The sequence below is a fragment of the Streptomyces sp. NPDC016851 genome, from assembly GCF_055562795.1.
In genome coordinates this window covers 1-12,636 of sequence record NZ_JBVHEP010000013.1, presented here as the reverse complement: position 1 = coordinate 12,636, position 12,636 = coordinate 1, and the positions used below count along the sequence as shown (strand labels likewise).

General features: G+C 68.7%; 13 protein-coding genes and 1 pseudogene. 8 read left to right on the top strand and 6 right to left on the bottom strand.

Annotation, left to right across the window (positions count from 1 at the left end; genetic code table 11):
- The first annotated feature begins 164 nt into the window (after positions 1 to 164).
- Positions 165 to 635: a DIP1984 family protein gene (locus ACZ3I3_RS21565; protein ID WP_467367348.1), complete on the top strand. Its 471-nt coding sequence runs from the start codon at positions 165 to 167 to the stop codon at positions 633 to 635.
- Between the two features lie 350 nt (positions 636 to 985).
- Entirely contained in the window at positions 986 to 1,894 is a 909-nt protein-coding gene (locus ACZ3I3_RS21560) for a hypothetical protein (protein WP_467367346.1), read from the top strand.
- Between the two features lie 214 nt (positions 1,895 to 2,108).
- Here ACZ3I3_RS21560 and ACZ3I3_RS21555 read toward each other — a convergent pair whose 3' ends face one another.
- The 4 genes from ACZ3I3_RS21555 to ACZ3I3_RS21540 all read right to left on the bottom strand — a co-directional run bounded on the left by ACZ3I3_RS21555 (position 2,109) and on the right by ACZ3I3_RS21540 (position 5,063).
- On the bottom strand, positions 2,109 to 2,486 hold the full coding sequence (locus ACZ3I3_RS21555) for a hypothetical protein (RefSeq protein ID WP_467367344.1): 378 nt from the start codon (positions 2,484 to 2,486) through the stop codon (positions 2,109 to 2,111).
- 251 nt (positions 2,487 to 2,737) lie between these two features.
- Entirely contained in the window at positions 2,738 to 3,241 is a 504-nt protein-coding gene (locus ACZ3I3_RS21550) for an SMI1/KNR4 family protein (protein ID WP_467367342.1), read from the bottom strand.
- Positions 3,242 to 3,534: 293 nt separating this feature from the next.
- A complete protein-coding gene (locus ACZ3I3_RS21545) occupies positions 3,535 to 4,413 on the bottom strand; it encodes an aminoglycoside phosphotransferase family protein (RefSeq protein WP_467367665.1) in 879 nt (292 codons plus the stop codon).
- Between the two features lie 491 nt (positions 4,414 to 4,904).
- The gene (locus ACZ3I3_RS21540; protein ID WP_467367340.1) at positions 4,905 to 5,063 is read right to left on the bottom strand and encodes a hypothetical protein; all 159 of its coding nucleotides are present in this window, start codon (positions 5,061 to 5,063) and stop codon (positions 4,905 to 4,907) included.
- Between the two features lie 687 nt (positions 5,064 to 5,750).
- Here ACZ3I3_RS21540 and ACZ3I3_RS21535 point away from each other — a divergent pair.
- Both ACZ3I3_RS21535 and ACZ3I3_RS21530 read left to right on the top strand, forming a co-directional pair.
- Positions 5,751 to 6,368: an RNA polymerase sigma factor gene (locus ACZ3I3_RS21535; protein ID WP_467367338.1), complete on the top strand. Its 618-nt coding sequence runs from the start codon at positions 5,751 to 5,753 to the stop codon at positions 6,366 to 6,368.
- A complete protein-coding gene (locus tag ACZ3I3_RS21530; RefSeq protein WP_467367336.1) occupies positions 6,361 to 7,296 on the top strand; it encodes a CU044_5270 family protein in 936 nt (311 codons plus the stop codon). The genes ACZ3I3_RS21535 and ACZ3I3_RS21530 overlap by 8 nt, the downstream gene beginning before the upstream one ends.
- A gap of 191 nt (positions 7,297 to 7,487) precedes the next feature.
- On the opposite strand, the gene ACZ3I3_RS21525 is transcribed toward ACZ3I3_RS21530, so the two are convergent.
- Positions 7,488 to 7,679, bottom strand: a complete 192-nt coding sequence (locus ACZ3I3_RS21525) for a hypothetical protein (protein ID WP_467367334.1) — start codon at positions 7,677 to 7,679, stop codon at positions 7,488 to 7,490.
- Positions 7,680 to 8,123: 444 nt separating this feature from the next.
- On the opposite strand from ACZ3I3_RS21525, the gene ACZ3I3_RS21520 reads away from it, so the two are divergent.
- Positions 8,124 to 9,638, top strand: a complete 1,515-nt coding sequence (locus ACZ3I3_RS21520; RefSeq protein ID WP_467367332.1) for a carboxylesterase/lipase family protein — start codon at positions 8,124 to 8,126, stop codon at positions 9,636 to 9,638.
- A gap of 316 nt (positions 9,639 to 9,954) precedes the next feature.
- Here ACZ3I3_RS21520 and ACZ3I3_RS21515 read toward each other — a convergent pair whose 3' ends face one another.
- On the bottom strand, positions 9,955 to 10,365 hold the full coding sequence (locus ACZ3I3_RS21515; protein ID WP_467367330.1) for an SbtR family transcriptional regulator: 411 nt from the start codon (positions 10,363 to 10,365) through the stop codon (positions 9,955 to 9,957).
- Between ACZ3I3_RS21515 and ACZ3I3_RS21510 the strand changes: the two are divergent.
- From ACZ3I3_RS21510 to ACZ3I3_RS21500, 3 genes and pseudogenes are all read left to right on the top strand, one after another.
- Positions 10,308 to 10,763: pseudogene (locus ACZ3I3_RS21510) on the top strand (LLM class flavin-dependent oxidoreductase); the annotation flags it as partial. The gene ACZ3I3_RS21515 and the pseudogene ACZ3I3_RS21510 overlap by 58 nt on opposite strands.
- A gap of 86 nt (positions 10,764 to 10,849) precedes the next feature.
- Positions 10,850 to 12,076 (top strand): dioxygenase family protein, encoded by a 1,227-nt coding sequence (locus tag ACZ3I3_RS21505; protein ID WP_467367328.1) that lies wholly within the window; start codon positions 10,850 to 10,852, stop codon positions 12,074 to 12,076.
- Positions 12,073 to 12,507 carry a nuclear transport factor 2 family protein gene (locus ACZ3I3_RS21500; protein WP_467367326.1) on the top strand — a complete coding sequence of 145 codons (435 nt, stop codon included), beginning with the start codon at positions 12,073 to 12,075 and terminating at the stop codon, positions 12,505 to 12,507. Before ACZ3I3_RS21505 ends, ACZ3I3_RS21500 begins: the two co-directional genes overlap by 4 nt.
- Positions 12,508 to 12,636 lie beyond the last annotated feature (129 nt).

Sequence of the window (12,636 nt, the reverse complement as noted above, 5' to 3'; positions counted from 1 at the left end):
GAAGACGCCACAGCCGGTCAGCGCCTCCAGACCGGGCGCCGCGAGCCGACGGTTCCGTTCCCACCCAGTGGCTGGTCAGGGCTCCGGCGGATCAAAATCCAGGTGCGTGTGAGCCGATTCGCACTCGTATACTCGTGCGACCTCATGGAGGGGAGGCGGAGACAGTGAAGCTTGCTGAGGCACTGGCAGAACGTGCGGAGGCGACGCGTCGTGTGGAACAACTGCGGGCGCGTGTCGTCAGTAGTGCGCGGTACCAGGAGGGGGAGACACCCGCCGAGGATGCCGCTCAGCTGCTGGCTGAGGCCGGTGAGGCGCTGGACGCTCTGGAAACGTTGATCCAGCGGATCAATCGCACCAATGCCACCGTGGAGATGGGTCAGGACGGCACGCTCACCGATGCCCTCGCACGCCGGGATGTCCTGCGGTTGCGTCACTCCGTGATCACCGCGGCGGCGGACGCCGCGGCGGGTAAGGGCGAGCGGGGATACGGCCGGCAGCTTCGGTCCGAGCTGATGATGCTTTCCGCGCTTCCGGTCGCCGAACTACGCGGTCAGGCGGACGCGCTCGCCCGGGAGATCCGCGAGGTCGATGTGCGGATCCAGCGTACGAACTGGGAGGTTGACCTGCTGGACTGAGTAGTCCGGCAAGTTGGGACGATGTGGAGCAGGTAGTGGCTTCGGAGGCGTGCACACACCGAGGGCTGGCGGTTTTCCAGCCCACTCCTGGCGCGTGAAGAGCAACGCGGGGGTTCGACTCCCCTTATAACAGTGCAGCTCAGCACCGCGTACAGGTAACAGTGCACATCGCACAGCACATCACCACGTGCAGATCCGGGGCGGCGAGGGCGGGTTCGGGGCTTTCCACATCGCAGCACCATGGGGAACGGCGATCGCCGGGGGTGGTTTTCTGCTCGTCCAGGCCGCGTACGTCGGCACGTCGGTGAGCGCGCCGCTGAGGCCGTTTCACATGTTCATCGGGAGGGTCTGTGCGTTCGGCGCTGATATGGCTCGTACGGTTGTGCTCGCTGGCGGCGTGGGTCGCGGCCGGCGTGGCCTGCATGTGGCTGCTGGGGGCCACCGCCATGGCCCGGCCTTGGAACGAACCCTTCGTGTGGGGTGCCGTCGCCGTCGGGTGTGCGGTGGTGCGGGTTGCGGCGCTGTGGGTGCTGCGCGGCGAGCCCAAGGACGACGGGTTCACGGACGAGTTCTGGGTCAGGCTTCGCACCGGTGCCCTCTGGGTCCTCGTCGCGTTCTCCTCCGCCGTGTCAGCCGCCGCCCTCCTCACCTCGTCCAACGCGGGCGACAAGCTCGACGCCCTGCGGGACGCGGGCGCTGAGGTGAGCACCGCGGCGGTCGTGGAACGGCAGTCGACACGACAGGAGTTGAGCGAGGACGTCGTGAAGGGATACGTGTCCCGGCTCGTGGTCTCCGTGCCCGGCGGTGCCGAACGGCTCACCGTGCGCGGTGCTTTCACGCGCGACAAGCCCGGCAAAGGAACCGAGGTCGACGTCCTGTGGGCCCGGTCCGACCCCGGCCTCGGCGGTTACGTCAATGAGAGCAAGGACCTGCCCACGCTCGCCGAGAACCGCTGGAAGGCCTTCCAGGACGACGAGTTGGGCACGGGCTCGTTGATCGCCTTCATCGTCGTCGCGCTCATCGGCGCGATCCTGGCCCCGGTGTTCGCCCTCGTGCCCGGCGCCGGCGACCTTCAGGAGGTGGCCTGGTCGGCGCCGTTCCAGACCGTGCGCACGGCGCTGACCGTGCTGGTGTTCTGGGGCTGGAGTCCCCTGATGCTGGGGAGCCAGCTGAGCCTTCCGCAGATGCTCGTCGTCGTCGGCAGCTTCTGCCTCATCCTGCTGGGGTACGTCGCCACTTCGCTCCGCGGCTTCGGCTGAGACCCGCCCGGGTGGCACCGGCTCTGGTCGCAAGGGATGCCGCTTTGGTCCTAGATCCAGGACCTGATCGGGAACGCCAGCCGCACCGGAGCGCGGGGCGGCGTCCGGCGCAGCTGGGAGATGGAGACCGGCTGGGCCTGCGCCCAACTCGGCCCCTTTTGAGGCCGCCTGGTGGGGCTGCGAGCGGGAGAGTTCGCCGGGTGGGCAAGGGATGTCAGGTCGTGGCGCTCGCTGAAAATTCCATGTCGTCGCGGAGGCTGCCGGGCTGGGGCGTGCCACCCCGGGTGAGCAGCAGTGCGAGCACGGCGATCAGGGAGCAGCCGGCCATACCGACGAAGAGCGGCACGGCGGTGTCCTCGCCGCCCAGGCCGACGAGTGGTGAGGCAACGCCGCCCAGGACGCTCTGCAGGGTGCCGAGTAGGGCCGAGCCGGTGCCGGCCGCGTGGGGCACCCGCTCGATGGCGAGTGCCGTGGTGGTGCCGAAGACTTGCCCGATGCCGAGGAAAGCGATCCCGATGAGCCCGAGGGCGAGGACACGGTCGAGCTGACCGGCGAGGGTGACCAGCAGCGCCGCCGTGGTGGCGGCCAGCATCGTGACCAGCCCCGATACGCAGCAGCAGTCGCGGGTGGTAGCGGCCGACGAGCTTGGTGTTGACGGTGCTGGAGAGGGTTGTGGTCAGGGCGCCGAGCGAGAAGGCGACGGATGCCTGGCTCACGGTGAAGCCGAGGACGTTTTGGAGCAGGAACGCCGAGCCGGCGATGTAGCAGAGCAGCGCGCCGCAGGCGAAGGTGAGGGTGTAGCCCACGTAGGCACGGTCGGCAAGCACGGACCGGGCGGCCTGTTCACTGCTCGGTCGTTCCAAGAGTCTGGTCAGCGGTCGCGAAGCGGTGCTCCGCCGGCTTCAGCACGTCGTAGAGGTAGCCGAAGTACGCCGTCTCCGCGGTTCCGGTGAGCACCGCCAGGAGGAAGGCGAGACACCCCATGTCGTGGTGCTCCCACAGGGGGCCGCGCCCCTCGTTGTAGAGCACGGTCCATTCGTCGGGGGACTGTCCGGGCCGCACCAGCCAGTACAGGAACGCTCCCGTGCCCTCCTCGAATGCCCACGGCAGGACCCTCGCCCCTGCCTCCTGCAGGTCAGCGGGCTTGTCCTCGAACTCCCACAGATCGGCCAGGATCTCGTCCCGTTCCCTCGTCTGTGCGTGCAGGTCGCAGTCGTCGTAGGCGGAGTCGGGGACGAGCAGCCAGATCGTCTCGTCGAAGATGCCGTCGCCGTACGTCTCGACGAGCTGCTTGTAGTCGGCGGGCAGCGCCGTACCGAGGGCGCGCTCGGCTTGCGCCCAGTCCACCGGGGGTGGCGGATCTGCGGGCGGCGGACAGAGGCGAACAAACGCATCGAAGGCGATCACGAAAGGACGCTACCGGCACACCGGACGGACCCCGCAGGGGGGCGGCAGGCCAGGCGAAGATCCGTGACGGAACCCGGCTGGTGCCCGGCACCCCGCCATCGTCGAGCTTCGAGCCACTCGAAGGCCAAGCCGGGGCCGGAGGCGGTGTGATCCAGCCGCCCTACGTGGGTCCTGGGGACCTCACAGAGCCAGTGTGGTCTCGCCCCGCTACGGCATGGCTGCCGCAACTGGGATCAACGAGACAGGGCGAGTAGTTCGTCGATCACGGGCTCTGGTCCGTCATAGGTGAGCTGTGCGATGGCTGCCATTGGTGCGATCACTCGGCTCCAGGCGTACAACCGGTCCCCATCGAGCCCGCACGCGGTTGCCACGCGATGGCAACGCGCCTCGACACCCTCTTGTCCGGCGCCGGCCACCACGTAGTCGACGGCGTCGAAGCATGGGTCGCCTATGCATGCCTTGGGGTCGATCGCGATCAGACCGCGCGACGGGCCGCCGTCCAAGACGTTGCCGAGGTGCAGATCGCCGTGCAGCAACACGACCTTGGTCTGACTGTCCAGCAACGTCTCACAGCGTCGTATCGCCCGCTGCCACGCGGCCTGGTCAATCCTTGCGCCGATGGCCGGTTCGGACAGCCGTCGGCCGATCCGGACGAAGGCCTCGTCGAACCGACCGCCCAGATCCAGTGGCCAGTGCTCGGGTGGTGGGGCAACGGCGTGCAGTGCGGCAAGTAACTCTCCCCACTGCTGCGGCAATGACGTCTGCGGCATGTCCTCGGCCTCGGTGCCGGGCAGAACCTCCTCCAACACCATCGCCCCGGCCTCCGCGTCGGCAGACAATACGGCCGGCACCCGACCCGACGGCGCGAACACCCGCAGCATCTCCACCTGTTTGGTCAACAGCGCCCGATCCGGACTGAGTTTGAGCACCGCTGGAGTTCCGTCAGGCCATTGACAGCGCAAGACGACAGAGGAGGCTCCACTATCGAACAGCTCACCGAGCACGAAACCCCACCGCGCAGCCAGCCGCGCAGCGAGGTCCGGAACCTCAGCGAGCCAACCCTCGGTCCCGAGACCATATCGACCTACCAACCGAGCGCGTACCTCTTCCATATTCACCCCGGCAGCTTGCACTCCAAACCGCCGCCATGCACCCGCATATCGACAGAAGCGACATCTGGAGACGGGCACGCAGCTTCAGGCGGAACTGGGCCTGCGCCGCCTCGAACTTGGGCCCTCAACTGTTCCACCTGTCGGCTGGACAGCACCATCGATATGGCACTCTCCGCCTCCTCGAAGGCACGCCGCCCGCGTGCCACTGGACGGCTGCCTAGCACCCAATCAGTCCGACCAAGCGGGAGGCGGCTGCGCCGAGGAGGAACTGGCCGCCGCCGAGGAGGGCAGATGTGGCTCCGGGCGCGGCTCGGCCGCGGCCTTGAGTGATGGTGATGACGGCAGGGAAGAAGAGGCCGAGGGCGCTGAGGGTGATCAGTAGGCAGAGCTTGAACTTGAAGCAGTGCCGCTGCTCCGGCCGGGCGGTCAGCATGGCAGCAGCGGGCGCACCGCCGACGGTTCGGCCCCCTCGCGGCGCGGCCCAGACTGGGTTAGCCCATGAGCACGTCGACGACCTGCCAGAGGGTGAGCCACAGCCCCACGGCGAGGAGACCCGCCAGCATGGGGGTCACAACGGCGCCGACCACCACGTACACGAGCACCGGTTGAGGGGCGTACAGCTTGCCGGGGTGGCGTGGGTCGTAGCGCACCTCGATCCTGTGCTGGTCGCGACTGACGGTCTTCCCGCTGCCGACGTAGGTGCGTGCCCGGCTCTCCGCATCGGTGAACCGCCAGATCTCCTTGCCCGCGCTGTTCCGTCCTGCGGAGGTCGCGGCGACCGTGATGCCGTTATTCTCACGCTCCAGGCCCGTAGCACGTACACCTCAAGGTCCATTGATCGTCGGTCCGTTGACGCCTGAGCACCTCTCCGTCGGGGCGCATCAGTTCTGCCGCAGGCCCACGGCATTGACCGGCTCGAAGGAGCTGTCTGGCGCAATTCCCCGCCACCGACGCGGCCTGCGGATGCCGGCACAGGATTCCGCTTACACACGACCTTCTGCCAGCGGTAACGGCTGGCCTTGGATCGTGCCTGGTGGGCGGCGTCGCCGGTCGGACCAGCCGAGCCGTTGGGTGGGGCGTGCCCGTTGAGCCCTGATTCGATCAGCTACTCCGGCTCAGGAGGCCGGGCCCCGATGCCGCGCTGCCGCGCACAGCTACTTGGTCCCCCCTCCCTCCTTTCACTCGTGCCTCCGCCCGCTGGCGCAGGCGCCGTCGTGCGAAGCCTTCTACTGCTCTGGCGCGCGCGATCACGACGTGGGGAACCGGATTTCTGCGAGCGGCGAAGTACCGGTGAGAGCCAGAGATTTCAGAGCGGCGAATCGATGAAAGGAGCCCCGATGACCGTCGAACCAGACGTCAGGGTCGGGCAGGACAGTGACGCCTCGGTGATCGAACGGTCGTGGGACGAGCCCGAGGCCTTCGCCGTGCTTTTCGACCGCCATGCCGACTCGGTGCACAGATACGCGGCGCGCCGGCTGGGTGCGGAGGCGGCCGAGGACGTGATGGCAGAGGCCTTCACCACCGCATTCCAGTTGCGTTTCCGGTACGACACGGCGCTGGGCAGCGCCCGCCCGTGGCTGTTCGGAATCACGACCAACCTCATAGGCCGCCACAAACGCGCCGAGGCCCGGCGTCTGAAGGCGCTCGCACGGCTGCCTTCGCCCGCCCCCGGCGACCAAGCTGAAGAGATGGTCGCGGACCGGGTGGCGGCGCGGGTCAGTGCGCAGGCTGTAGGCCGCGAACTCGCCGGCGCCCTGGCCCGGTTGCCCGCCCGCCACCGGGACGTGCTGCTGCTGGTCGCCTGGGCCGACCTCGGCTACGAGGAGGTCGCACGCGCCCTTGGGGTGCCGGTGGGGACGGTCCGGTCCCGGTTGCACAGGGCTCGCAGAAAAGTTCGTGAGGCATTGGGCGGATCCGATCCGACTACTCTCCGAGAGGAATCTGACGATGAATGAACTCAAGCTCCTGAGGGAGTGGGACGCGGACGCGCCTCCTCTCACGGACACCGTCCGCGCCCGTGGCCGCTTCCGCCTGTATCAGGCGATGCGGGCTCCCGCCGCCCCCACGGCCGTTCACCGCCGTCCGCTGTTGCGGATCGCGGTGGCCGCCGTCGCCGCGGCGGCGGTCACGACGACTGTGGTGGTCGCCGAGAACACGGAGACCTCGCCTCCCACCCAGGCGGTGGGCGCGGTCACCGTGCTGCGAGGGGCGGCCGCCGAGGAACGCAGACTCGAAAAGCCGATCGCGCCGCGCGACGACCAGTTCATCTACACCAAGGAGATCATCAAGGAAACCCCGGTCGGAGGCGGCCGGAGCAAGACGTACGTCGACGAGAGCTGGAGCTCGGTCGACGGCTCCAAGAAGTCCTACGTCAGCGAGCTGGGTCACACCCAGTGGGTCCCGCCGGACAAGCCGGGTCAGCGCAGCTGGCCGCCGCGCAGGTGGTCGCAGCTGAAGCAGCTGCCCACCGACCCGGGCAAGCTCCCGATCGCACTGCGCGACATCGGCAGGACGCCGGACTACGACCGGCCGGTGAAGGCCGACGAGTGGCCGATGGTCCAGCTCTTCCTGTCCGGCCTGCTGCGCACCCCCGTCCTGCCGAAGGGCTTGCGCCCCGCGACGTTCGAGGCACTCGCAACCGTCCCTGGCGTCAAGGTGCTGCCGGGCCGGACGGACGCAGACGGCCGCGCGGGCATCGGCATCCAGTACGTGGGGAAGCCCGGCACGCCCTGGGCAGATGGCGGACCGGTTCTGGTCTTCGACGCGAAGACGTACCAGTACCTCGGCATGCGTGACCAGCGCAACGCAGGAGCAGAGACGTACGAGCAGTGGTCATATGTGGTCGCTGACGCCGTGGTGGACCGAGTGATGCAACGCCCCTGAGCGGTCCCCCAACGCTCTGTCGCACCGCTCGGCGCCCGGATCACCAGGGCGTCGAGCGGCTGCGGCGCGCCCGCCCCGTCGAGGCAAGGTCGAGACCGCAGCGGCCAACCATCTCTGTTGTCCTGCTCTCGCACGGCCGCCACGCGCCACCGTCTCCGTATCACGAGAGCTTGGCGTTCGCGGCCGCCGCTTCACCGGTGATACGCCGCAGGGCAACCCAGCGCGCTGGGCAGGAGAATGTTCGCCTCTTCGTCCCAGCTGGCCAGTACCTTGCCGTCCTGCTGGATCTCCGGCACCAAGGTCGCGATGGTCACCCCATCGAGGAACCCGCCTAGTACGATCCGGCGCCCCGCCGCGTCGGGCGCCGTGCTGGGCGGCGCCATGCCGTCGACTCCCATGTCGTACTCGGGATCACCGGCATCACCAGCGGGCGGTGACGTCGCGGCCGGTCCGCGACTGCAGCCGGACACCGTCCTCGGTCCGCCACCGCACGGTTCGGTGGCCGTCGACCTTGAATTCATAGGCCCACGACGGACCACTTCATCCCATCAGCCTGCGCCTTTGAGCATTCTCGGTAACGGGCGTGCCCGACTGGCTCCGGACCACCCGTGAGGTGCCGTACCGCACTGCCCGCCACTCCGTGGGCTTGATCCATCCCGGGGTCCGCATGTGGTCGAACTCGACCTTACCGAGCCTCGGAGTGTCCGGATCGATGCTGACCTGGACTAATGCGTCACGTAGGCGTCCGCAACAGGAGGGCTTCCGTGCCGAGTTGGCTGTGAAAAGTAGTTCGTGACGTAGCAAGGGCTGTGGGAGGCTGGTGGCGCATGGGTGACACTTCATGGGTGGGGACGGATTTCCGGACGACGAGCGGCCGGGTGCGCGGCAGGCGATCGCCCGACGGCGTGGTAGCTGTCCTCGGTATCCCGTACGCTGCTGCGCCCTTCGGCCCCAACCGCTTTCGCGAGCCGCAGCCTGTCGTCGACTCGAGCGCATCGCGAGACTGCAGGGGATTCGGACCCATCGCGCCGCAGTCGGCGGAACTGCCTGGCTCACCGGTGTGGCGCCCCGAGGACGAGGACATTCTCACCGTCAACGTATGGGTACAGCCGCCACCAGAAGGCGGCCCGCTGCCGGTGCTGTTCTGGATCCACGGTGGCGCCTACACCTTCGGCTCCTCCGCCCAGCCCGACTTTGACGGCAGCGCGCTCGCCCGTGCCGGAGTGGTCGTGGTCAGTTGCAACTACCGGGTCGGCTTCGAGGGCTTCGGCCATGTGCCGGGCTTCCCCGACAACCGAGGGCTGCTCGACCAGGCGGCCGCTCTGCGTTGGGTTCGAGAGAATATCGCAGTGTTCGGTGGCGACCCCGGAAGAGTCACGGTTGCCGGGCACTCCGCCGGAGCAGGATCGATCGCCTGCCTGATGGCCATGGAGCAGGCACGCGGGTTGTTCCAAAGGGCCATCGCCCACAGCGTGCCCAATGCCTTCTTCACCGTCGAAGTCGCCGCCGCGATCACATTGAGGATCGCGGCAGAGGCCGGGGTCGCCCCGACGGGCGAGGGACTGCTCTCCGCCTCGCCGCAGCAACTGGTGGCAGCCTCCGACAAGGTGGCCGGACAGTGCGAGGACGACCCCGTAGTAGCGATACAGGCATTCGACCCGGTGGTCTTCCAGCCTGTCGTCGACGGCGACGTGCTGCCCATGGATCCGCTCTCCGCGCTGGCTTCCGGCATCTCCGGCGACGTAGACCTCCTGGTGTGCCACACCCTGGAGGAGTACTGGTTCCTGCACGAGATCGGAGGAGTGCGAGAGGTCACCTCGGAGCCGGAACTCATCGATTTCGCCAAGGCCCTCCGTATCCCCGCCCACGTGGTCGCCGGCTACCGTGCGCTGATGGCCGACGCCCCGGTACTTGACCGATACCTTGCACTCTTTGGCGACGCACAGTTCGGCGAGTACAGCAGCCGGCTTGCCGAACACCACATGAGGGCCGGCGGCCGGGCATATCTGTCTCGCTTCGCCCGCAGACGCATAACTCCAAACGGCGAGGCTCGGCCCTGGCATACCGCCGACATTCCGTTCGCCTTCGGCAACCTGGACGTGGATGGCGCCGCCTTCCTCATCGGCGGCGCCCCCGACGAACAGGACCGAGCCCTGTCCCGCCGCATGCTTCGCGCATGGGCCGACTTCGCCGCCTGCGGTGACCCGGGCTGGCCTCCGGTCACCGCCGACGCCACCACGGTGAAGGTCTGGGCCGTTCCGGGAGATCACTTGGCCGATGACGACTCTTCCCACGTGCGGGCGCTGTGGCGGGGAGTCCCGTTCGACCTCCTGCGACGATGAAGACTTGACGCAGCACTGTGGAGTTCAGCCGCCCCTGCCACATGGCGTGACCGCTGCTGCAACGTTAGACCGGGCCTGTCTCCCGCTCACACTGCGACAGGGGGTGGGACACGCCGTCGGCGTCATGACTGGTCCTGCTGGAGGAGTCGGGCGTCGAGGCCGGCGATGTGCTTGTCGGCGAAGCGGACGTTGGATCGGGCGCCTTCGAGTCGTTCCCGCAGGGCTCGGTGTTCTTGGGACAGTTGCTGGACGCGGCGCTTGCGGGTGGTGAGGAAGCGCTGTCCGGCGTGCGCGCATCTCTTCGTGCGTCCGCAGGTCAGGACGTGCGGGGTCGGCTGAGCCGGACCATCGCCCTGTACAGGGCGGTGGGCGCAGGTGCGTCGGGCAGTGGGGGGAGCGGGGCGTCGGGGGCGGCGTAGGAGCGGAGCATGTGGCCGACGAGGCGCTGCCAGGTGTCGGGGGCGGCGTCACCGGCGGCGTTGATCACGCCCGCGTTGGCCATGAGCAGGACGACGAGGTCCTGGCTGGTGAAGTCCTCGCGCAGGTGACCAGTGGCCTTCGCACGGTCGATGAGGTCGAGGAAGCCGTTGTACGCCTCGGTGCGGCGGGCTTCCAGGGCCTTGGCGGCGGGGAAGGTCATGGTCAGCACGTCGGCGAAACCACGGTCGGCTGCCTGCATGGCGCACACGGCGTGGATGTAGCCGGCGAACCTGTCCGACCTGCGCACCGACCGCGCCACCGACCACCCCCACGACCCCGCCCGGCGCACCCGCGGGATCGTCTCCTACGCCATCGCCGCCGACCAGGCGGGCCGGATGTCTTCGGCCTCGGCGAACACCACAGCCCCACTTCTCCGCGGCCAACCCCGCCATCCCGCTCGCAGCCGTCGCGCAGGCCACCTCCCGCATCCGCCCCACCAGCGCCGTATCCGTTTTGTCCACCCTCGACCCAGTCCGCCTGCACCAGGACTTCGCCTCCCTGGACCACCTCAGCAACGGACGCGCCGAGATCATCGGCGGACGCAGCGCCTTCCTCGAAGCCTTCACCCTCTTCGGCATCGACCCCGTCCACTACGACGACGTCTTCGCCGAGAACCTCGATCTCCTGCTCGCCATCCGCGACAACAGCGAACACGTCACCAGAAGCTGCCGCTGTGGCTCGGCGTGGGCGGCACCCACCAGCATCAAACGTGCCGCGGCCTCGGCCTGCCCATGGCCCTCGGCATCATCGGCGGCGACATCCGCCGCGCCGGCCCCCTCGCCGAGCACTACCGGAAGGTCATCGACAAGATCCTCGCCGAACGCGAGCTGCTCGGCATCGATCGCTTCATCGGACAGGTCGACTTCGGCGGAATGCCCGCCGTCATGGTGGGCCGGTCCACCGAACTGCTGGCCACCGAGGTTGTCCCCGTATCCGCACAGAACTCGCTCTCGCCGCGCCCCCAGCCGCATGACCAGCCCGGCGCTTTGATCCGTGCCCCGCCGCCGCGCCCGCACCTCTGTCCGGCCGATGCCATCCAACACCCCCGACTGCTCAAGGAGCACAACGCCATGACCACCCATGCCGACCCGTCCTACGTCGACCCGACGATGATCAACCCGCGCGCGGTACGTCTCGTGGAGGCGTTCAAACAAGCCCTCATGCGCCTACGCGACGAGGAAGGGCTGACCTTCGACGACCTCAAGGCCGCTGCCGACCTGCTCCAGCGCATTCAGACGGCCACCGGCGCATCCCTCGCGCTGGTCGCCATGCCGCTGTACAGCGAGCTCTTCCAAGGCGGACAGGACGGTTACACCCCCAGCGACGACGTCGAAAGCCCCACCTACTTCCCCGGCTCCCAGCGCATGGACAACCCCGGCATCCTGCCGATGCGCGAGGACGAACCCGGCACCCCGCTGATCGCCTCCGGCCGCATCCTGGACGGCCACGGCGAACCGCTCGCCGGCGCCAAGCTGGAGATCTACCACGCGGCCGACAACGGCAACTACTCCGGCCTGCACGACGATGGCGTCCCCAAGGGCAACCTGCGCGGCCACCTGTTCACCGACGCTGACGGCCGCTACGCCTTCACCACCATCACCCCCGTCGCCTACGTCGACCCCGTCACCGCTGCGGTCGAGGGAGTTGCCGAGGCTGCCGCGGCCATCGGGCGCAGCAGCTACCGTCCGGCGCACATCCACTACGAGGTCCACCACCCGGACCTGATCCGACCCTGGCGGGGCGAGGTCTACTTCACCGGGGACCCCGTGATCCCCGTCGACTTCGTCGGACCGAACATCGCCCAGCCCGTCCTGCAGGCCGACTCCGTCCTGCACGACGACCCCGCCGACATAGCCGCGCACGGCTTCGACGGCCCCTACCGGACCGCGGAGTTCGACTTCATCCTCAAGACCCGCACCAGCCCCGAGACCACCACCGTGAAGAAGAGGCCGGCATGACTCCCGAGGACGCCGCGGCCTGGGCGCTGGCCCGGCTCAACACTGCCTTCTTCCACCACTACGATCGCCGCGAGTACGACGCGGTACTCGATCTGTTCGCCCCCGACGCCCGGTACGAGGTGCACGGCCGCACGCTGCGCGGTCACGCCGAGATCCTGGACGTCCTCAACGCCCGCTCCGGCCCCGAGCAGACCATCCGCCACCTGGTGGCCGGCCAGCACTTTCACACCATCACCGACACCACCGCACAGGGGGCCATCACCCTGATCGCCTACAGCGGACCGACCCCCGCCGGTGAAGGCCCCGCCCGCTATCCGGCCGCGACCGCCGGACACATCGTGGAACTGACCGACCACTACCGGGCTGAGCGCGGGCGCTGGAAGATCGCAAAGCGTTCCGCTGACATGATCCTCGCCCCGGCCACCGACTGACCGCTCGTCACTGTGTCGTGGGGGGGGGGCGCCGATCGCGGTGCCCCCCCCCCCCCCGCAGGCACACCCCCCCCAGCCCAGCGGGGGGATGCGTACATTGCGCCCGGCCCGGAACCAGGGCGGCCCCCC